The following is a 20,834-nucleotide window of genomic DNA, read 5'->3' on the forward strand; positions in this document are numbered from 1 at the left end:
AACATTGCACACAAAGTCCGACAAAAATATAGTCTTTTATTATAATGAATAATACCTTACAGTTACTATGGTAAGGTATTATTCATTATTGCTTTAACAAATGACCAATTATATTTTTGAGAGAGGTAATTAGATGAAAATTGATGCACCGAAAATCCCCTATGATTTGCCTACAATGAATTTCCAAGATATTTTATATCAAGAAGAGCCGGAGCTTGATATGTGCACGATTAATGATTCTTTTTTCGCCAATGAAGCGATTGATAGAGCCCGCTTATCTAGAATGTCTTTGAAAAATTGTAAGTTTAACAATACGAATTTTAGTCATATCGACATTACAGATGTTGTTTTTGAGAACTGTGATTTTTCAAATGCTATTTTGAGAAGCTCCTCCATACACAGAGTCACATTTAAGAATTGCAAATTACTAGGCGTGGATTTTACAGAGTCCCGTTTTGGCAATGTCTTGTTTGATAATTCTATATTGAACTTAACTGGATTCGGAAATTCAAAGTTAGAAAAAGTAGTATTTCAAGAGGCTTCATTAGTTAATTCAGATTTTTATGATTGCAAATTTAAAAACATCGAATTCAATTTATGTAATATTAACAGTGCCAACTTTGAACAAACACCACTTAAAGGGATAGATATTAGTAATTCTACTTTTGAAGCACTTACTGTATCTTTGGAAGATCTTAAAGGCTGCAAAGTAAATTCTAACCAAGCGATTCAATTTGCTGCTCTGCTTGGCTTAATAATAATGGAGTGAAATAAAACGCACAGATGCCCCCCAATACGCTAATTCATGGGGCATCTATGCGTTTATTTTGATTTGATCTACATTACTTTATAATAGCATGCAACAAAGTCCAAATGACCTTACCTTCTTCTGGACTATCAGGTGTTATAGCAATTTTTCCTGGGTAAGGTAAAGGCTCTACTTTATCTCGATAATATTTGGCAACGAATGCATTATCCTCTTTTGCTAGATCAAAAAATTCCTGTGTCGTTTGTCCAAAGAAATTTCTCTTTCGTTCTATCGCCCATCTAAACCAACTGAAAAAAGCATTGTCTGATTCTTTGTAATGATCCATCAAACTTTCTGCTTCCTCCATCCGATTTAATGCGATAAGTGCGGCAACAGTCGGATAGCGAACTCCTAGATTATCTCCCGCATTTAACTGAAGCAGTTCATTGAATAACTTGAAAGCTTCTTTAAAATTTCGTTCTGAAAACTGCCATAAGCCATATTTAAATAATGCTCGTAAATATGGACGGTTCGGTACATACCCCCATGCAGAATCAAAAGTAGAGTCGAACTTATTCTTCCCAATCTCTATTGCTTTTTCATACAGTTCACTTGGAGTACCTTCTTCTGGATAATCAGCCATCAATAAAAGCGCATCCACATTTGTTGGATCATACAAGTTTGCTAGTTTGGCCGATGTCTGTCGATAAACCCCATGCTTACTTGTATATGCTTCATATGCGTATTTTTGTGATTCTTCCTGTTTGTTTTTTGGTTCATACTCTTTGTTTTTAAAAATTTCTATATACCTGCTCATTTCTTTCTCCGATTTGATACTCACCGTATCCATATGCATCGCTAGTTCCCAGTTTGTATATTCAGCTGATGAAGCATCTGTACCAACTTCAAAAGCAAATACTGTTTTGTCATGTAATTCTTCTATTGATACTTCTGTTCCATAAAAGTCTTCGATTTGCATTTCATACTTGTTTGCTGTGCTACTAGAAACATCAAAAAATTGAGCAATTTGTTTTTTTGTCCATACATTCGGGATAAACTCATAAAGCATTCCCACTTGAACTGCACCTGCTACAATCGCTAATGGTTTTTTTATATTTTTCGGGATTCCTTTTTGCTGGATAAATTGGATGAATAAAGACATTAAAGCATCACTTTTTATATCCATCTCAACAAGGCATGAATGCAATTCATCGATCAGCTTTATTTCCTCTTCATTAAACATATCTGTTATATTATTTTCTTTATAGCCAAGCATTATAAAACATTCAATGATATATTTATTGTAAAATTCCTCCAAGGAATCACATGTAGACCTAGCAAAAAGTTCCTTTACTTCTTGTATAAGATGCTCATCTTTTACAGGTAAAGTGACTAAGCTATTTAACACGATATAAAAGGAATCACTTACCCTATTATCTTGTAATACATGTCCAAATACAAAGTCCCCTTTTGCTGCGGTGAAGGATTGTTGTATTTCTATTTCGGCTTTTTCATTTGTGAAAACATCCTTTAAAACAGCCCGATTATCTTGTACTTTGTCGACTCGTGCAAGGAGTACTTTCGGGTTTTTCCATTCCTCCAAAATAGCTTTCACTCTAGGTCTTGCTGTTTTATTTGCTGCTTTTATTAAAAAATCATTCCAAATATCTACTCGATAACTAAAATAATAACTATCTCCCATAATCGCACTAGCTTTTTCATTTTCATAATGCTCAGCTAAAATAGCTTCTCTTTCTCCAAGCCATTTATAAATTTCCATTTGTTCCTTTGGGCTAGGATGACTCGTAAAAAATTGATACATAATATTATGTAGCTCTTCGTTCACTTGCTCATCTATTGAAACTACTTTCTCTTTACTTAAACAACATGCTTTATACTTCTTCCCGCTTCCACAGGTACAAGGATCATTTCTTCCTATCAAGAGAACCTCTCCTTAATTTTAAAATAAAAGTCGTTCTTCTTCTCTACTATGAATTTCATTGACAGTTAATAATGCATGAAATCGTTGAATGACCGCTTCTTTTAACGCTTCGTTGTGTTTCACCTTTTCTTCATAGAAGCCAGATTCCTCTGCATCCGCATGGCTAATTACACGTGTTTCCCAGTAATCAAGTAAAACGTCGGCTGCATGATTTGCCTCTTCTAGTTTTCCTTCTTGCCATAATGCTAGAAAATGATCTGTTTTTTGAATTGCTCCTGATAAACCGCCTTCATGTATTGCTCGATGGGAATGCAATTGACGAAGTGCTGGACCTGCCATAAAAAATCATCCTCTCTTCTATTATCCACCTATATAGGACATATTTATTTTTGTTCGATTTTTTGCTGTTTGCTCTGTTCGTTCATCCGAATAACGATCTGTTCGACGTTCCCAAACGTTAATAATTGCTGCTCGTAATTCTTCATCTGTTGCCCCATCTCGAATCAAAGCACGAAGATCAAATCCGTTTGAAGCAAATAAACAAGTATAAAACTTTCCGTCTGAGGATAATCTTGCTCTCGTACAAGAAGAACAAAATGATTCTGAAACAGAAGTGATAAATCCTACTTGCGCTGCGGTGTCTTTATAACAATAACGTTTCGCAACTTCGCCAAAATAATCGAGATCCACCGCCTCTATGTCAAACTCACTTTGTATTAGCTCCACAATTTCTTTTTTTGTAACAACTTTTTCAAAGCTCCAACTATTATCATTGCCAACATCCATAAATTCGATAAATCTTAAGACAATTCCTCTATTTTTAAAATAAGTAGCCATTGGGATAATTTCCTGATCATTCACATCTTTTTGAACAACCATATTTACTTTCATATGAAATCCTAATTGCTGAGCATATTCAATATTTTCTAATATAAGAGAAGGTTTAATGCCTCGGCCATTCATTTTACCGAATAATTGTTCATCTAATGCATCTAAGCTAATATTTATCCTTTGCAAACCGGCATTTAGAAGTTTTTCACCACATTGTTTTAATAATACTCCATTTGTCGTCAGCCCAATATCTTCAATGCCTTTTATATGTGTTAATTTGCCTACGAGTTCATGAATATTTCTTCGCATTAATGGTTCCCCACCGGTTAAGCGAATTTTTTTAACACCTAGTTCCGCAAATATTACGGACAGTCTTTCTATTTCTTCGAATGTTAGCAGTTCATTTCTCGGTAAAAAAGCATAGTCATCTCCAAATACTTCTTTCGGCATGCAATATGTACAGCGAAAATTGCATCGATCTGTTACGGAAATACGAAGATCTCTCATCGGTCTATTGAGTTGATCGCGCACATTTCTTTCCGACATATTATCCCTTCTTTCTTTTAAAAAGGTATATTCACATTTTGAAAAGCAGTCTTCGGGTCCGTCGTTAATGTATTCGCTGGAATCCATTCTGTCGTCGTTCCCTGTAGAAAGCTCATGACACTTAATTTATTTTGATCTAAAGCATTTTTTAAGAGATCTTTTGCTTCTCCGCTCCATATACTTACAAGCGGATGGAACTGCTCATTATGACAAACTGCAAGTATCATTGCGGTTTGTTCCACTTTGCTTAACGAATAAATAACTTCTTGATCTATAAATGGCATATCACATGGCAAAACAATATATCGCTCTGCTTCCACTGCTCTCATGGCGGAATAAATCCCGGCAAGTGGTCCGTCCCCTTTGTACATCTCATCATCTACGATAGTACATTCATTTTCAGGGAATCTACACATCAATTCCGCTCGAGTAACAATGATTACTTTTTCACAAATGTTCTCCAATGCCCTATATGATAATTCATAAAAATAATCATCCTTATACTTAGCAAATGCTTTCGGTGAACCAAATCTACGAGACATACCCCCAGCGAGTACGATTCCTACTGTTCTCATCATCCACCACTTACTGGTGGTATAAATGCAACCGTATCTCCTACTTGAAGGACATCTTCTGGCAAAGCATATTCTTCATTAACCGCTACAAGCACCGCACTATTTGAAAAATTTTCATATTTATTTTGAACAAATTCTACTAATTCTTTTACTTGATGTCCCGAAAACTGTATTTGTTCTTTTTCAAGCCCTGTCTTTTCTTTTAATCCAGCAAAATACAAAAGAGTAATCATCTTATTCCCCTCCAATAATAGGCTTCTGTTTTTGATCCCCTATCCATTCTTGTCCATTTTCCCAAATTTCTTTTTTCCATATTGGAACTATTTCTTTTATCCGTTCGATTGCATACTCATTTGCTTCGTATGCAATTTTTCGATGAGGTGATGAAACAGCAATAACTACTGCAATATCAGATATTTCTAGGTCTCCTATTCGATGAGCAATTGCCACTTTCGTATGTGGCCATTTTTCTTGTATTTCGTCTCCTATTTCAGCAAGCTTTTTTTCCGCCATCGGAATATACGCTTCATACGCTAAGAAAACAGTTTGTATTCCATTTGTCCACTCTCTCACATGACCAGTAAATACAGTTACTGCCCCAGCTGATGCATGTAAAACGGCTTTTCTATATTTTTCTGGATCTATTTCAGCAGTCGTAATTTCAAACAATTTCACGCTATTCTCCACCCATCCATTTGTTTAACCAGTTATTCAACTGACTTGTATTTTGTATTGGATACGTATGTATATTTGGTACATTTACTTTTGGATGAACAACGACACAAACGATATTTGTTAATGTTTGCAAAGTTGTCCAGTCTTCCTCTTTTTTCACAATAACAACTTTTGGATAACTCTCAATTTTATATCCTTCTATAAAAAGAATAGAAGGATCACTAAGCTTAGCTAACGTAATAAGCTTAGTTAATGACCACTCTTTTTTACGTTGATGCAGTTGAATCATATGGTCATCAACTGCTATCGAGGTCACTGCACCTGCTGTAGTAAACTTCATACTATCCGTTTGGTCATTTGGTAGCTCTAAACCATTTTGATGTCCATGATGCTTAATAACCGCCGCATCTATTTGTTCATTTGCCAACGTTTTAATCCAAGACTCTATTAAAGTTGTTTTTCCGCTATTTTTATAGCCAACTACTTGTAAAATTTTTAAAGATTCCAACTAGAAACACCTTCCTCTATTCCTAACAAAAGAACATCTACTAAGTCACCTTTAGAAAAATTTCTTGTTCCTCCAGGAAGAACGATGAATGCATTTCCTTTAGCAATCGATGTTACAGCATTTGATTTATTGAACCCAGCTGAAACTACCGTTGCTTCCGTACCGTTGAATGCATAAATACTACGTATAAATCGTGAAAATGGATTTGGTTTTGTAATTTCTTCTAACAAAATAGCTTTTGTATAAGGCAAATAGGGCTGTTTATTGCCCATCATCGTTTGAATTGCTGGTTTCGTAAACAATTCAAATCCTGTATAGCAAGCGGAAGGATTTCCCGATAAGCCAAATAAAATCTTGCCATTTGCAACTGCAGCGGTCGTCACACTTCCAGGACGCATGGCAACTTTATTGAATAAAACCTCTGCATCTAAACGCGCATATATGTCTGGTAAAAAATCAAAGTCTCCTACCGAAACACCACCAGTTGTTATTAAGCAATCCATTTCATCGAGTGCTGTTTTCACTAATTCATAACAGCTGTCCAGATCATCCGATAGCATCCCATATGAGTACGCTTCAATTCCGATTCTTTCTAGCTGTGCTTCTATCATTGGTCCATTACTATTTCTAATTTTTCCGGGTTGCAAATCTTCATGCACTTGTACTAGTTCGGTCCCTGTGCAAATGATTCCAACTTTTGGCTTCGTTCTAACTTTCACTTTGGCATATCCGAAAGTAGCTAACAATGCGATTGTCCCCGGATGAATAATTGTTCCAGATGGGATAAGAACTTCTCCAAGTTTAGCGTCCTCTCCTTGAAGCGAGATATTTTCTAAAGGAGAAAAAGGCTTGCGTATCGAAAAACTGTTTTCGCTCTCTCCTGCTTGCTCTAACATGACAACTGCATCTGCCCCTTCTGGAACAAGTGCCCCCGTCATAATACGAACCGCTTCTAGTGCCTCGAGCTTTTTGCCTGAAACTTGTCCTGCTCCAATGTGATCAATCACTTGAAAAGTAATTCGATTTGTACCGCTAGCTCCAATAGAATCTTGTGAGCGAATAGCAAACCCGTCATATGGTGAATTACTGAAAGACGGAACATCATGCTTAGCAATAATCGGTTCCGCTAAAATATAGCCGTAACTTTTAGCTAACTCAATTTCTTTAATAGGCATTAATGCTGCTTGTTCAATAACTTTTGCCACTGCATCTTTTACTTGAATTGGCTTTCTTATTTCTACCATTTATAACAACTCCATCTCTTTTACATGCTATAATTTCATTATCAACGTCTGAAAGGAAGATAATCATGTCAAATCTTACACATTTTAATGAACAAGGTCGTGCTAAAATGGTCGATATTTCGGATAAAACCGAAACCGTTCGTACTGCAGTTGCGATATCGTCCATTACCGTGAATGAATCTATACATAGCCAAATTACAGAAGGGACAAATAAAAAGGGAGATGTCTTTGCTGTAGCGCAAGTTGCTGGAATTATGGCTGCTAAAAATACAGCGACCCTTATTCCAATGTGTCATCCGATTTCATTGACTGGCATTAATATTACATTTGACTGGTCTATTGATGAAACGTATGTAATTTCTATTCGCTCCGAAGTGAAAACAGTCGGCTCAACTGGTGTCGAAATGGAAGCATTAGTAGCAGCCTCTACTGCGGCTCTAACTATTTATGATATGTGTAAAGCAGCAGGTAAGGATATGATTATTGGTCCTACCATGCTTTATTCTAAAACTGGTGGGAAAAATGGCGATTATCTGCGAGAAAATAACGAATAATAGTCTATTAATCTCTGTGAATTTTCGCAGAGATTTTTTTATTTTGTTAGTTCAAAAATAATATGTTCTAGCTCAGGTAAAATTAGTTTTGTCATAGCAAGATGAATTGCTCCAGTGGATCCTGGTAAGACGAAAATTGCTTTATCAAAAGCTACTCCGGCAACAGCTCGACTTAGCATTGCTTTTGTTCCAACGTCTTCGGTGAAACTTAAATAACGAAACAATTCTCCAAAACCAGTTATTTCTTTTGTGAACGTAGGCTGTATTGCTTCTATTGTACAATCTCTTTTCGCAATGCCAGTGCCGCCAGTTGTAATAATTGCATCTATTTTTTCATTCCGATACCAAATATCGAGAATGCTTTGTATTTCCTCTATTTCATCTGTGCATATTAGCTTTCGCACAACTTCAAGTGAAGCTGTTTCAGCTAATTGTTGAATAAGTTGTCCACCTTTGTCTGTCTCTTCTGTTCGTGTATCACTGATTGTTAATATAGCTATTCGAATCGGTCTTTCTACTTTAAATTGCTTTGACACTACTGCACCTCCTTATTACTTAGCCAAATAGCTCGACATATAATCTTCTACCTACGGTAATATCCCGTAAGCCATGAATGAGAAGTCGACCATCTTTAAATACTATCATTCGGTACTGATCCTTTTGCAATTCGACAAAATAAGGCGTTCGCTTCGTAAATGCTTGAATGCGTTTTGCTGCAAATTCTGCATCATTCAACGTCACTTCCCTATCCACACTTGGTAGTACTTGAACTGCGTCTCTACCACATAATACTGCATATCTTTGTTGTCTATTTACTTGTAATGATGGAAAAACTGCATGCTCGCTACATGTCTCACATCGCGGGTTTTTCACTCTTGCAATACCAATATCTAAAAATGTATTATTCCAGCAGTCAAAATGATGCACTTTTGTACGAATAGCTGCATTATTTCCTGTCAGTATTTTTAATACTTCTGCACTTTGCATTGCAGCAGTAATTTGCACAGCTGGGGAAATGATGCCAACTGTGTCACATGTTTCATTCACAGATGGAAGCACTGGAAGTAAGCATCTAAAGCATGCTGTTTTTTGCGGAATAAAAGGAAAAACAACTCCACTACTCCCTACACAAGCACCGTATATCCAAGGAATATTGAATTTATAAGCTGCATCATTTACTAATAGTCGTGTTTCAAAATTATCTGTTGCATCGATTAAAACATCTGCTTTGCTTGCTAAATATTCAATAAGCTCTTGGTCTACATGTTGTAAATATGTATGTAGCACGACATCAGAGCGAATGGACTTCAACCTTTTTTCAGCAGCTACTACTTTTGGAAGCATGTCCATTGCATCTTGTTCTGTAAATAATTGTTGCCTTTGCAAATTCGATGCTTCGACATAATCCCGATCTGCTAAATGAATTGTTCCTACTCCTGCTCGCACGAGAGACTCCACAATGGCTGAGCCTAATGCACCGCAACCAATAATTACTGCTACAGCGGATGATAATTGTTGCTGTCCATCGCCTGCAATTGGCTTAAATAATTCTTGTCTCGAATATCGGTTTTCCATGCAAGTTCTTCCTTTCAAAATAGGGGAAGGGCCCCCTATCGTTAAGATTGGTTGCCCTCTACTTGTCGATGTGCAGTTATATCTGTAAACGTTCCTACATAACTGACATCTTCCCCTGTTTCATCTTTTACTGCGCTAATATTTAGCCATTCTAAAAATTCTTCCCCGTTCTTTTTACGGTTCCAAATTTCTCCTTGCCACATTCCATACTCTTTAATGTTATTCCACATTTCATCATAAAATCCTTTATCTTGCCTACCTGTTTTTAAAATTCTTGGTGTTTCTCCAACTGCTTCTTCCTCGCTGAAACCTGTTAACATTGTAAATGCAGGATTCACTGCTTTTATTTTACCAGAAATATCTGTTACGATAATCCCCTGCCCTGTCGAATTAAATACTTGTTGAGATAAATGTAACTTGTCTTGATAATACATATTCACGACTAATACTAAGCTAGCTAGTGACACCGATGATAACAGCATAAATCCGATTGAATATTGACCTGTTATCGCATGAATAGATGCTAGTAGTAATGGTGGGAAAAATCCTCCAAGACCACCCATCATCGACACTATACCGTTTGCAATACCAGCTTGTTTATTAAAATAAAATGGCACTAATTTAAAGATAACACCATTTCCGATTCCTGCACAAAGAGCGATAACTAAACAGCCTATAGAATACAAAACTAAAGAAGGGGAAAAAGCTAAAATGACAGCTGCAAAAGTATAAACAGCAAATACGCCCATCAATAAAAACAAAGGCTGAAATTTATCCCCTAACCAACCACCAACTGGTCTAAAGAATGTTGCAACTGCTATAAATCCAGCAGTTCGAATACCCGCGTCCACTTTATCCAGTTCAAAATTAGTTACAAGAAAGTTTGGCAGATACACAGTAAATGCAACGAATGATCCAAAAGTAATGAAATAAAACAAAGAGAAATACCATAGTTTTTCATTTTTATATACACCTTTTATTTGTTCAACAATTGGTGTCTTCACTTTTACTTCTTTACGATCACCAAAAAGAAAATTCAGAGCTGCAAATATTAAGAGTAAAATTAAATACAGTTTAACTGTTAATGACCAGCCAACTTGAGTTGCAATAATTGGAGCAGCAAAAGTAGAAATGGCAGTACCAATATTCCCTGCTCCGTAAATACCATTTACAAAGCCATGTTTTTCCTTTGGATAATATTTTGGTAATGACGTAACGCCTACTGAGAATACGGCTCCTCCTACTCCCAAAAACAATCCTCCGATAATTAAATCAATATAGCTAGAGGCTTCACTAATATAAAACACTGGAAATAATAAAAGAATAAAACTAATTAAAAATACGAGTCTAGCACCAATTATATTTGCATAATATCCAAGTGGTATTCGAAGTATTGATCCTAATACTACTGGTACAGCAGTCAAAATAGCGATTTTGTCAGCAGGAATATCGATGTCTTCTCGAATAAATGGAAGCAAAGAAGAAATAATAACCCACACCATGAATCCGACAACTAAATTTAATGTTTGCAATGGCAATTGTACTTTTTTAATCATTTAAACCACCTTTTCTTTTGGTAATAAATGATCCACGTATTTGATTCCCTATGTATAGTGTACCGAAAATCCTCCGAAATTCTAATAGGGGACTCCCCTTAACAGCTTCGGGTATTCCCTAAAAAAAGAACAACCCATGAAGAGTTGTTCTTAAACGATCAGTGTATTTAATTGTTCGAGAAGTTTATCTTGATCTACTGCTTTCATCACTCGCTCTGTCATTGGAAAAAGAACGGACTGCTCTTTCACGAAATGAACCATTAAAACTTCAAATGCTTCGCCTGCATCTTTTGCTATGCTCGTCATTTCTTCTAATGTTAGCTCGTCTACACCTTCTCGTGTGTGGTGTAAGAAGTGACCGATGTATGCGTCTATTTCTTCGTGCTCTGCTTCAATTGTAACGATTGGTCCTTGTTCTGTTCCGATATAATGCCCTAGTAGCGGAAAAAAGTATTTCTCTTCTTTTTCTGTGTGGTTTTTTAAAGGTTCGATGAACTCAATAAGTAGCTTTCTTAGTCGTTTGAATGCAGCTAAAGCTTCTACTTTTTCATATTTCCCATCTTCAAAATTAAGTACGATTTGATGCCATTCGTACATTAAATGCATTAAATATTGATGTTCATTTTCTAATATTCGCATTGCAGGGTCTGTGCTTTGAAATTTCATATTGCTTAACCTCTCTTTCTAAATAAACCCGTTGATTTTCGCTACGGCAGACGCTTTTCGCGGGTCTGGCTTCAATCTCCTCGTCACTTCGTAAACATGTGCTCCTGCGGTTACTCGTCGCAAAGACACTGGCCAAGCCAGTGTCTTTCCTGCGGGGCTTTCAGCTCATACTATTCCCGCAGAAGTCGCCACCTACGCTCCAATCAACTAGTATGTATCTATACATGTTTACAAATAGGATGGCAATCATTTAAATCGTGACGAAACGAATTAGAAATTAAAATGACAGCACGACTACTTCTTTTACTCTACTTCTAAAAAGAGAAGCAGTTGCTGCGAAAAATTCTACCTGTCTTTGGATGCCTAAAAGCTTTAATTACAAAATATAGACGCGAGTACTCAAAAAAATCAATCAATAGATTGAACATGAATACATTTATCTAGACTAGATAGATGAAGTGCAAAGCGGCGACTCCAGCGGAATCAGCGTTAGTCGAAGACCCCTCAGTGGAGCGCTGAAGCGACCGAGGAGGCTGAGACAACACTAACGGAATGCGTCCGCTTGAAACGGAATCTACTCTATAAGTTTACGCACTTTCTTCAAGACATACATAAATGTTTATTAAAAATCTAGTAATTTCTTTTTTAGGGCGTATTCTACGAGCTCTGGACGGTTTTTAAAATGAAGTTTCTCCATAATTTTTGCTTTATGTGCCTCCACCGTTTTAACGGATATATAAAGCTTTTCGGCAATATCTTTATTGCCATACCCTTTTGCTACTAACGGTAAAATTTCTAATTCTCTTTTCGATAGCACGCGGAATGGATCATCGTCGACTATTGCTTGGTCTTTTTTGATAAACTCTTTTACAAGGGATGTTGCCATTTTCGGGTGAATATACGTCCCGCCTTTGTAAACCATCCGTATTGCACTAAGCAACTCTTCATCTGGCGCATTTTTTAACACATATCCAGAAGCTCCGTTTTTTAATACATGAAACATATATTCTTGGTCTTCATACATCGTTAATATTAAAATCTTCGTGTTTGGAAAGTCTTCATTAATCTTTCCGGTAGCGATTAAACCACTTTCACCAGGTGGCATGCTTAAATCTAAAAGCAATATGTCAGGTTGATATTTGGCAACCATTAAATGGGCTTCAATACCATCTGCCGCAGTAGCAACTACTTCCATATCGTCTTGATAGTTTAAAATCATTGAAAAACCACTTCGTACAACAGCATGATCATCAGCAATCACAATTCTCAATAGTCTTTCTCCCCTTTACAATGGAACCTCGAGATGTACTTCAGTTCCTTTTCCCACAGACGAATTAATCGAAAAAGTCCCTTTTACAAGTTCCGCGCGCTCTTTCATACCAAACAACCCTAAACCTGTACCTCTAGATACTCGATTAATGACATCAAAACCATTCCCTTGATCCTTTAGGTCAAGTATTAATTTGTTTTCTTTTTCATACAAATGGACAAATATTTCATCTACATCTGCATATTTTAATGCGTTTAAAATTGCTTCCTGGCATATTCGATAGACTACCGTTTCTATTTCACTATTAAAACGTTTGCCTTTGATTTCGTGGTTATAGTGGACAATTAATCCATAATTTTTTTCAATCCATTTAAAATGCGACCTAAATGCCGCTTCAATGCCCAAATCATCCAGCGATGACGGTCTTAATTCAACGGACATACTACGTATTTCGTCTAATAATCTCGTTAAAGAAGTTTCTATATGTTTCACTTTTTGTGCAACATCTTCTGGATCTTTTAAATATTTCATCACACGAATATCGACAAGTGAGCTTAATATTTCTTGTGCCACACCATCATGTAACTCACGTGAAATTCTTTTTCGTTCATCTTCTTGTGCTTTAATAATTTGTTTAATTGTCGTATTTCGAAATAATGTTTCTTGGGTTTCTAATTGTTTCGTTAAATTTCTCAAAATGAATACGTTTATACCTTCATCCTTATCAATCGTATGAAAACTTGCTGTATAAGGGAGAACACCTTTCCCTTTTGTTTCCAAATACACTTGAAAAGAGCTAAAATCTTGTTGTGGATTTAGAAAATAACAGTTTTGACATGTTACTAAATCTTCTGTGTTTGTATAGCCTTTACAACTTAAACAAATAGATTTTTCTTTCCCTTGTAACATTGCCTCTAAAGCTTCACTTTCTAAAATTTCTTCCGCAACAGGATTCAAATTCAGTAATGTATTGTTTTTATCGAAAAAGAAAATAGCTTCCGAACTATATTCATACATCCCTAATAGATAATCTATTAATTGTGAATGAGTAATATTTGTCAATTCTTCGCCATCTCCTTTTCATAAAAATGTGGAAAATCAGTGTCCATATTTTTTTTGATTGTTTCATATAATTCTTCCGTCATTGCATCTTCTCGTCGAAAGCCTAATAAAATAACTCCTTGTACTTTATTATTTTTATATAGTGGCAATGCACAAAAGCTTTTTATTTTTTCGGAAACAATAATAGGAAAATTGAACAAATCTTTTACTGGATATTTAGTTGTCACATTTTTCACAAGTATTGGCTTGCCAGATTTGAAAACCGAACCAGCTATACCTTTACCTGATTGAAGAACAATTCGTTTTAGGCGATTATTTATATTGCCAACAGCAAATTGCCAAGTCAACACATACTCTAGCTGGGCAGGCTGTATAAATGCCAATGTCACGAGATCTAGCTCATATTTTTCCTTGATCGAAGAAATAATTTGTTGAAAATCAGTATTCATATTAATGCCCCTTATGGATAAAAAAGAAGACCGAAGTCTCCTTTTTCATTATTCTTAGCGGTTTTTTCTATAGAGAATATAACTTCTACCTGCATAGTTCAATGGTACACTCCAAACATGAACTAATCTAGTAAAAGGCCATAATCCCATGATTAAAAATCCAGATAAAACATGAATTTTAAATGAGACTGGAACATCTGCCATCAATGAAGCGTCCGGTTGCAAAATAAACAAGTTTCTAAACCAAATGGAAATAGATGAACGATAATCAAAATCTGGCTGTACTGCATTGGTTACAAGTGTCGCATACATCCCCATGAATACGATAAATAACAAAATAACATTTACGATTAAATCAGATGTAGAACTTAGCTTTCTTACTGTTGATTTTGTAAATCGACGTGCAGTTAAAATAATCATTCCTGCTAATGTAACAAATCCAAAAAATCCGCCAATGTATATTGCTCCGATATGGTATAAATGATCACTTACACCAAAAGCATGCATCCATGATTTTGGAATGCCTAGCCCCGAAATATGTCCTAAAATAACTGGAATAATCCCAATATGGAAAAGTAAACTTCCAATCATTAATTGCTTTTTCTCAATAAATTCACTAGATTTTGCAGTCCAGCTAAATTGGTCTGTTCTATATCTAAAGATATGACCTACGATGAACACGACCACGCAAATATAAGGGAAGATAACCCATAACAACTGATCAATCATGTTCATTGTTTACTGCCTCCCTCATTAAACACGCTTTCACCGTTTCTCTAAAGGCTTTCACAAGAGGGTAATACGGACTTTTAAACTCTTCCAATGCTTTGACTAAGTTATATGTGCCATCCTCCAATACAGCAAATAAAATATTAAAGCTATCTTTCGCTCGTGGATCGCCAATCCATTCAGCAGCATACAAAAATTCACAAATAAGTGGTAAATAATCAGAGAGCTCTTCTGCTGGCATATTTAATCCAAACATTTCATACATCACTTTAAGCTTCGCTAACATTTGCCCTCTTTCTTTGGCATCTTCAAACTTGAAATAAGTCATATATAGCGTTGCACTTTTTTGAAAATCAAATGTTTGGACGTACAATTCTTGTATATCGTCTAAGCTGTATGCATGTACTGCTTCCCAATATTTCTTCACTAACTCATATGCAGGATCATCTTTTGAAAACGATTCTTCAATTACAGTTGGGTGATAAGTCAATTTTTCAGGATAACTTAATTGTTGCGCAAAAAAACCAAAAGCTGTTTTATGTGTGTATAAATAATCGAGATCAATCACGCCAAATCCCCCCGTAGAAATTCTCTTCATAAATTTCTTTTCCTGTTTTATTCGTCGGGTTTGGTGAAGCAGGACCACAACCATCACAGCCCATATCATATCCCATCGAGCCTTGCGCACGATATGGATCCATATAGCCTTCCCGATGAGATGTTGGTACAACAAAGCGATCTTCGTATTTAGCAATTGCTAAAAGTCTATACATTTGTTGCGTTTGATGTTCCGTTAATCCAACACGCTCTAAACGACTTACATCGAATTCTTTCCCAGACGACATAGCACGCATATAAGAACGCATCATTGCCATACGTTGTAAAGCTCCTTTTACTGCAACTGTGTCCCCTGCTGTAAGCATATTAGCCAAATACTGAATAGGTGTTCTCATCTCTTCGATTGCAGGGAAAATCATATCTGGATTTTTAATCGAATCTTTTCCTTCAAAGTAGTTCATAATTGGGCTTAGTGGTGGTACATACCAAACCATTGGTAGTGTGCGGTACTCTGGATGTAAAGGAAATGCGAGCTGATACTCAATTGCCAGTTTATACACTGGTGAATTTTGCGCTCCTTCAATCCATTCTTCCGCTATTCCATCTTTTCTTGCCTGTTCGATAATTGCTGAATCATGCGGGTTTAAAAAGATATCACATTGTGCTTTATACAAGTCTTTTTCATCTGGAGTAGAAGCCACTTCTAATACACGGTCAGCGTCATATAAAAGCACTCCTAAATAACGAATACGTCCTGTACAAGTTTCTGAACATACAGTTGGTAATCCAGATTCAATACGCGGATAACAGAATGTACATTTTTCTGCTTTATTTGTTTTCCAGTTAAAGTACACTTTTTTATATGGACAGCCTGTCATACAGTAACGCCATCCTCGGCAAGCTTCTTGGTCTACAAGAACAATTCCATCTTCTTCTCGTTTATACATTGCACCCGATGGACAGGATGCTACACAACTTGGATTTAGACAGTGCTCACAAAGTCTTGGTAAGTACATCATAAAAGATTGTTCAAAGTTAAATTTGATTTCCTCTTCTATTTTTTGGATATTAGGGTCATGAGGTCCTGTAATATGAGCTCCTGCAAGGTCATCCTCCCAGTTCGGGCCCCATTCTAAATCCATATACTCTCCGGTAATAACTGATTTTGGTCTAGCAACTGGCGTATGATTTTTTTCAGGTGAATTGGTCAATTTTTCGTAATCGTATGTCCACGGTTCATAGTAATCTTTCATTTCTGGCATATCTGGGTTATAAAAAATTTTTCCAAGTGCAATTTTGGAAAGCTTGCTTCCTGATTTCAGCTCAAGCTTTCCGTTGCGCATTTGCCATCCGCCTTTGTAAACTTCCTGGTCTTCCCAGCGTTTTGGATAGCCAATACCTGGTTTCGTTTCTACATTGTTAAACCACATATATTCTGCACCTTCGCGATTCGTCCAAGTGCTTTTACACGTTACACTACAAGTATGACAGCCAATACATTTGTCTAAGTTCATCACCATTGCGATTTGCGCTTTAATCTTCAAGCCACTTAACCTCCTTCATCTTGCGAACAGCTACGTAGCCATCACGCTGATTTCCTATAGGGCCATAGTAGTTAAATCCATAGCTTAATTGTGCGTAGCCGCCGACCATTTGTGTTGGTTTGACGTGAATTTTTGTAGGTGCGTTATGACTTCCGCCACGTTCTTCGGTAATTTCAGATCCAGGAACGTTAATATGCTTGTCTTGTGCGTGGTACATGAACATTGTTCCTTTTGGCATGCGATGACTTACAACCGCTCTCGCTGTTACAACACCATTTCGGTTGTACACTTCAAGCCAGTCATTATCGTTAATATCATGGGAAGCTGCATCTTCATTGTTAATCCATACGGTTGGACCGCCTCTAAATAGCGTTAGCATATGCAAATTATCTTGATACGTACTATGAATATTCCATTTCCCGTGTGGTGTAAGATAACGTAAAACTAGCGCATCTTTTCCACCGACTACTTGCTTATCTCTTGTGCCAAAAACCATTGGTGGAAGCGTAGGTTTATACACCGGCAAAGATTCTCCGTATTGTAAGAAAATCTCGTGATCGATATAAAAATGCTGACGACCAGTTAATGTTCTAAATGGTACTAATCGTTCAATATTTGTCGTAAATGGAGAATATCTTCTTCCAGATTTATTGGAACCACTAAATACTGGTGTTGGAATTACTTCTCTCGGTTGGACAGTAATATTTTCGAATGTAATTTTCTCTGCTGCTCGGTCAGCTGAAATATCTTTTAGTTCAACACCTGTATCCTGTTCAGCAGTAACCCAAGCCTTTTGTGATACTTTTCCGTTTGTTGCAGAAGATAAATGTAAAACTGCATTGACTGCTTGTCTTGCTGTTTGAATTTTTGGTAATCCATTTTTAATCGTTTTATCAAAATGTGTACCATTTATTTTTTTCATATCTTCATATTCTTCTGCAACAGAGAAGCTTACTCCGTGTGCACCAATTTTGTTTTTTTCAGCTAATGGACCTAATGAAACGAATTTATCGTACACTTTTGTATAATCTCTTTCGACAACTGTGAAGTTTGGCATTGTTTTACCGATGATCGGCTCAATTTCACCTTTTTTCCAGTCTTTTACTAATCCTAATGGCTGAGAAATTTCACTTTTCGAGTCATGTGCTAGTGGTGAAGTAACAACATCTTTGTAAACCCCAGGTAGATGTTCTTCTGCCATTTTTGAAAATGTTTCTGCAAGGGTGCGATATATATCCCAGTCTGAACGCGATTCCCATAGCGGATCAACTGCTGGATTAAATGGATGTACAAATGGATGCATATCTGTTGAAGAAATATCCGTTTTTTCATACCAAGTTGCAGCAGGAAGTACGATATCTGAATATAAAGGTGTTGTCGTCATTCTAAAATCAATCGACACTAACAAGTCTAATTTTCCTTCTACATCTTCTCTCCAATTAATTTCTTCTGGTTTTGCATCTTCGTTTGGTGTCGCAAGCAGTCCATCACTCGCGCCGAGTAAATGCTTCATAAAATATTCTTGTCCTTTAGCAGAACTCGATATTAAATTGGATCTCCATACAAATAGTGATTTTGGATGATTTTCAGGTGCACCTGGATCTTCAATCGCACCTTTTACTTCACCTGAAACTACTTGATCATATGCATGCTTAATAATTTCTTCGTTAGTCGTTTGCCCTTTTGTAGCTGCTTCTTCGGCAAATAACAAGCTATTTTTGTTGAATTGTGGATACGATGGAAGCCATCCAAGTCTTGTAGCAAGAACATTATAATCTGCAGGATGTTGGTATCTTAAATCTCCAGCAAGTGGTGATTTCAATGAATCATTGCCCATTTCTTCATATTTCCACTGATCTGTAGCAAAGTAGAAAAATGATGTAGCATTTTGAAGTCTTGGTTGTACTTGCCAATCTTTTGCAAAAGCAATTGTTGACCAGCCTTCAATTGGGCGTACTTTTTCTTGCCCAACATAATGCGCCCAGCCTCCACCATTTACTCCTTGAGAAGCTGTTAAAATAACGAGATTTAATATAGAACGATAGATTGTATCACTATTAAACCAGTGGTTAATACCTGCCCCCATAATAATCATCGAACGACCATTTGTGTCGATTGCATTTTGTGCAAACTCACGAGCAACTTGAACGACTACAGAAGCTTTCACACCCGTTATTTTCTCTTGCCAAGCAGGTGTATAGTGAGAATCAGCATCTTCATAACCGTTTGCATTGTACTTACTATCATTACGTTTTACACCATATTGACTTAACATTAAGTCATACACAGTTACCGCTAATTTCGTACTGCCATCCGCTAACGTAACTTGCTTCGTTGGAATATGGCGCTTGAACGTTCCATTCGCTACATTATCGAAAAATGGAAAAGCAATTTCTTCCCATTTTGAATCTTCTTTTTGCACCGACATTGCCGGATCGATTATAGAACCATCTTCATTTTCTAAAATCAAATTCCACTTTTTATCTTCTTCCCAGCGTTGACCCATTGTTCCATTTGGCACGATAATTTTGTTCGTCATTTCATCAATAATTACTGGCTTCCACTCAGCATTCTCACTTTTATCACCAAGATCACTTGCTCGTAAGAAACGTCCAGCTTTATATTTATCTTCATGTTCATCCAACAAAATTAAAAATGGCATATCTGTAAATTGTTTTGCGTAGTTAATAAACATTGCTTCTTTACGCTGCACATAAAATTCATCTAAAATAACATGAGTCATTGCCTGCGCTAAAGCGGCATCCGTCCCTGGATGTGGTGCTAACCAGTTATCCGCAAACTTCACGTTTTCTGCATGGTCAGGAGCAACAGAAACAACTTTCGTTCCTTTATAACGAACTTCTGTCATGAAATGTGCATCTGGCGTTCTAGTTAGAGGAACATTAGATCCCCACATGATTAAATATCCAGAATTATACCAATCCGATGATTCAGGAACATCTGTCTGCTCACCCCAAATTTGAGGAGAAGCTGGAGGTAAATCTGCATACCAATCATAAAAACTAAGCATTTCTCCACCAAGTAGGCTGATAAATCGTGAACCAGCAGCATAACTAATCATAGACATCGCTGGAATCGGCGTGAAACCTGCTATTCTATCAGGGCCATATGTACGAATTGTATAAATTAGTTGGGCACAAATTAGCTCCATTGCATCTTGCCAAGAAACTCGTACATGTCCTCCTTTACCACGTGCTTTTTTATAGGCAAAAGACTTTTCAGGATCTTCTACAATACTTGCCCAAGCGTCAACCGGATTCGTATGTTCGTGCAATGCCGATTTCCATAATCTCCAAAGTCTCCCTCTCATATAAGGATATTTCACACGTAGTGGGCTATATTCATACCAAGAAAACGATGCACCACGCGGACATCCACGCGGTTCAAATTCTGGCATATCAGGTCCACATGAAGGATAATCAATTTGTTGATTTTCCCATGTAATAATTCCATTTTTCACAAATACTTTCCAACTACAAGAACCGGTACAGTTAACACCATGGGTTGTGCGAACTACTTTATCGTGCGACCAGCGTTCACGGTACATATTTTCCCAATCTCGACTTTTTTGTTCAAGAATTGACCAACTACCTGAATACTTTTCTGTAGGCTTAAAATACTTTAATCCAAATTTACGTTTCATTAGTATCGATCACCCTTTCTTTTCGAATGATGAAGCATGACGGGAATCAATTACTTGTTCATTCTTATAGTTTTATTATGAAAGACTATGAATATAAGTGACATTAGGGAAAGTCCTATACAGTACGGGGTTTTCCCT

The 20,834-nt window shown here is 36.7% G+C and carries 21 protein-coding genes; 2 read left to right on the forward strand and 19 right to left on the reverse strand.

Annotated elements, in window-relative coordinates:
• Window positions 1-133: 133 nt before the first annotated feature.
• On the forward strand, window positions 134-769 hold the full coding sequence (locus RUH95_RS00555) for a pentapeptide repeat-containing protein (protein ID WP_313890865.1): 636 nt from the start codon (window positions 134-136) through the stop codon (window positions 767-769).
• 73 nt (window positions 770-842) lie between these two features.
• Here the strand turns inward: RUH95_RS00555 and RUH95_RS00560 are convergent, their stop codons facing one another.
• Genes RUH95_RS00560 through RUH95_RS00595 form a run of 8 tightly spaced genes read right to left on the reverse strand, consistent with a single transcriptional unit; the run spans window position 843 to window position 7,069 of the window.
• Entirely contained in the window at window positions 843-2,690 is a 1,848-nt protein-coding gene (locus RUH95_RS00560; protein ID WP_313890866.1) for an SEC-C metal-binding domain-containing protein, read from the reverse strand.
• Between the two features lie 18 nt (window positions 2,691-2,708).
• The gene (locus RUH95_RS00565) at window positions 2,709-3,029 is read right to left on the reverse strand and encodes a hypothetical protein (protein ID WP_313890867.1); all 321 of its coding nucleotides are present in this window, start codon (window positions 3,027-3,029) and stop codon (window positions 2,709-2,711) included.
• 21 nt (window positions 3,030-3,050) lie between these two features.
• Window positions 3,051-4,067 (reverse strand): GTP 3',8-cyclase MoaA, encoded by a 1,017-nt coding sequence (gene moaA, locus RUH95_RS00570; RefSeq protein WP_313890868.1) that lies wholly within the window; start codon window positions 4,065-4,067, stop codon window positions 3,051-3,053.
• A gap of 17 nt (window positions 4,068-4,084) precedes the next feature.
• Entirely contained in the window at window positions 4,085-4,642 is a 558-nt protein-coding gene (mobA, locus tag RUH95_RS00575) for a molybdenum cofactor guanylyltransferase (RefSeq protein ID WP_313890869.1), read from the reverse strand.
• Window positions 4,642-4,875, reverse strand: coding sequence for a molybdopterin converting factor subunit 1 (gene moaD, locus RUH95_RS00580; RefSeq protein WP_313890870.1), 234 nt, complete (start codon window positions 4,873-4,875; stop codon window positions 4,642-4,644). The genes mobA and moaD overlap by 1 nt, the downstream gene beginning before the upstream one ends.
• 1 nt (window position 4,876) lies before the next feature.
• Entirely contained in the window at window positions 4,877-5,317 is a 441-nt protein-coding gene (locus tag RUH95_RS00585; protein ID WP_313890871.1) for a molybdenum cofactor biosynthesis protein MoaE, read from the reverse strand.
• 1 nt (window position 5,318) lies between these two features.
• Window positions 5,319-5,825 carry a molybdopterin-guanine dinucleotide biosynthesis protein B gene (gene mobB, locus RUH95_RS00590; RefSeq protein ID WP_313890872.1) on the reverse strand — a complete coding sequence of 169 codons (507 nt, stop codon included), beginning with the start codon at window positions 5,823-5,825 and terminating at the stop codon, window positions 5,319-5,321.
• Window positions 5,813-7,069, reverse strand: coding sequence for a molybdopterin molybdotransferase MoeA (locus RUH95_RS00595; protein ID WP_313890873.1), 1,257 nt, complete (start codon window positions 7,067-7,069; stop codon window positions 5,813-5,815). Before RUH95_RS00595 ends, mobB begins: the two co-directional genes overlap by 13 nt.
• A 65-nt stretch (window positions 7,070-7,134) precedes the next feature.
• Between RUH95_RS00595 and moaC the strand changes: the two genes are divergently transcribed.
• On the forward strand, window positions 7,135-7,623 hold the full coding sequence (gene moaC / locus RUH95_RS00600) for a cyclic pyranopterin monophosphate synthase MoaC (protein WP_313890874.1): 489 nt from the start codon (window positions 7,135-7,137) through the stop codon (window positions 7,621-7,623).
• Window positions 7,624-7,661: 38 nt separating this feature from the next.
• Here the strand turns inward: moaC and RUH95_RS00605 are convergent, their stop codons facing one another.
• The 11 genes from RUH95_RS00605 to RUH95_RS00655 form a co-directional block, all read right to left on the reverse strand.
• Complete coding sequence (locus tag RUH95_RS00605; protein ID WP_313890875.1) at window positions 7,662-8,159, reverse strand: MogA/MoaB family molybdenum cofactor biosynthesis protein; 498 nt, start codon at window positions 8,157-8,159, stop codon at window positions 7,662-7,664.
• A 19-nt stretch (window positions 8,160-8,178) separates the two neighbouring features.
• Window positions 8,179-9,198: a ThiF family adenylyltransferase gene (locus tag RUH95_RS00610; RefSeq protein WP_313890876.1), complete on the reverse strand. Its 1,020-nt coding sequence runs from the start codon at window positions 9,196-9,198 to the stop codon at window positions 8,179-8,181.
• A 41-nt stretch (window positions 9,199-9,239) separates the two neighbouring features.
• On the reverse strand, window positions 9,240-10,754 hold the full coding sequence (locus RUH95_RS00615; RefSeq protein WP_313890877.1) for a nitrate/nitrite transporter: 1,515 nt from the start codon (window positions 10,752-10,754) through the stop codon (window positions 9,240-9,242).
• A 150-nt stretch (window positions 10,755-10,904) separates the two neighbouring features.
• Complete coding sequence (locus RUH95_RS00620; protein WP_313890878.1) at window positions 10,905-11,420, reverse strand: hemerythrin domain-containing protein; 516 nt, start codon at window positions 11,418-11,420, stop codon at window positions 10,905-10,907.
• A 622-nt stretch (window positions 11,421-12,042) separates the two neighbouring features.
• A complete protein-coding gene (locus tag RUH95_RS00625) occupies window positions 12,043-12,690 on the reverse strand; it encodes a response regulator (RefSeq protein ID WP_313890879.1) in 648 nt (215 codons plus the stop codon).
• A 15-nt stretch (window positions 12,691-12,705) separates the two neighbouring features.
• Window positions 12,706-13,752, reverse strand: coding sequence for a sensor histidine kinase (locus tag RUH95_RS00630; protein ID WP_313890880.1), 1,047 nt, complete (start codon window positions 13,750-13,752; stop codon window positions 12,706-12,708).
• Window positions 13,749-14,201: a GAF domain-containing protein gene (locus RUH95_RS00635; RefSeq protein WP_313890881.1), complete on the reverse strand. Its 453-nt coding sequence runs from the start codon at window positions 14,199-14,201 to the stop codon at window positions 13,749-13,751. The genes RUH95_RS00630 and RUH95_RS00635 overlap by 4 nt, the downstream gene beginning before the upstream one ends.
• 54 nt (window positions 14,202-14,255) lie before the next feature.
• Window positions 14,256-14,936: a respiratory nitrate reductase subunit gamma gene (gene narI / locus RUH95_RS00640; protein ID WP_313890882.1), complete on the reverse strand. Its 681-nt coding sequence runs from the start codon at window positions 14,934-14,936 to the stop codon at window positions 14,256-14,258.
• Window positions 14,923-15,498 carry a nitrate reductase molybdenum cofactor assembly chaperone gene (narJ, locus tag RUH95_RS00645; RefSeq protein WP_313890883.1) on the reverse strand — a complete coding sequence of 192 codons (576 nt, stop codon included), beginning with the start codon at window positions 15,496-15,498 and terminating at the stop codon, window positions 14,923-14,925. Before narJ ends, narI begins: the two co-directional genes overlap by 14 nt.
• Window positions 15,491-17,032: a nitrate reductase subunit beta gene (gene narH / locus RUH95_RS00650; protein ID WP_313890884.1), complete on the reverse strand. Its 1,542-nt coding sequence runs from the start codon at window positions 17,030-17,032 to the stop codon at window positions 15,491-15,493. The genes narJ and narH overlap by 8 nt, the downstream gene beginning before the upstream one ends.
• Complete coding sequence (locus RUH95_RS00655) at window positions 17,022-20,696, reverse strand: nitrate reductase subunit alpha (RefSeq protein WP_313890885.1); 3,675 nt, start codon at window positions 20,694-20,696, stop codon at window positions 17,022-17,024. The genes narH and RUH95_RS00655 overlap by 11 nt, the downstream gene beginning before the upstream one ends.
• Window positions 20,697-20,834 lie beyond the last annotated feature (138 nt).

Source organism: Psychrobacillus sp. (genome assembly GCF_032154225.1).
Lineage (GTDB): Bacteria > Bacillota > Bacilli > Bacillales_A > Planococcaceae > Psychrobacillus.

Excerpts from the sequence above, each read along its gene's own strand:
- RUH95_RS00620 (WP_313890878.1), bottom strand. The coding sequence starts at position 11,420 with ATGAAATTTCAAAGCACAGACCCTGCAATGCGAATATTAGAAAATGAA.
- moaA (WP_313890868.1), bottom strand. The coding sequence starts at position 4,067 with ATGTCGGAAAGAAATGTGCGCGATCAACTCAATAGACCGATGAGAGAT.
- RUH95_RS00610 (WP_313890876.1), bottom strand. The coding sequence starts at position 9,198 with ATGGAAAACCGATATTCGAGACAAGAATTATTTAAGCCAATTGCAGGC.
- RUH95_RS00655 (WP_313890885.1), bottom strand. The coding sequence starts at position 20,696 with ATGAAACGTAAATTTGGATTAAAGTATTTTAAGCCTACAGAAAAGTAT.
- moaC (WP_313890874.1), top strand. The coding sequence starts at position 7,135 with ATGTCAAATCTTACACATTTTAATGAACAAGGTCGTGCTAAAATGGTC.
- RUH95_RS00595 (WP_313890873.1), bottom strand. The coding sequence starts at position 7,069 with ATGGTAGAAATAAGAAAGCCAATTCAAGTAAAAGATGCAGTGGCAAAA.
- RUH95_RS00565 (WP_313890867.1), bottom strand. The coding sequence starts at position 3,029 with ATGGCAGGTCCAGCACTTCGTCAATTGCATTCCCATCGAGCAATACAT.
- RUH95_RS00555 (WP_313890865.1), top strand. The coding sequence starts at position 134 with ATGAAAATTGATGCACCGAAAATCCCCTATGATTTGCCTACAATGAAT.
- moaD (WP_313890870.1), bottom strand. The coding sequence starts at position 4,875 with ATGATTACTCTTTTGTATTTTGCTGGATTAAAAGAAAAGACAGGGCTT.
- RUH95_RS00635 (WP_313890881.1), bottom strand. The coding sequence starts at position 14,201 with ATGAATACTGATTTTCAACAAATTATTTCTTCGATCAAGGAAAAATAT.
- narI (WP_313890882.1), bottom strand. The coding sequence starts at position 14,936 with ATGAACATGATTGATCAGTTGTTATGGGTTATCTTCCCTTATATTTGC.
- RUH95_RS00615 (WP_313890877.1), bottom strand. The coding sequence starts at position 10,754 with ATGATTAAAAAAGTACAATTGCCATTGCAAACATTAAATTTAGTTGTC.
- mobA (WP_313890869.1), bottom strand. The coding sequence starts at position 4,642 with ATGAGAACAGTAGGAATCGTACTCGCTGGGGGTATGTCTCGTAGATTT.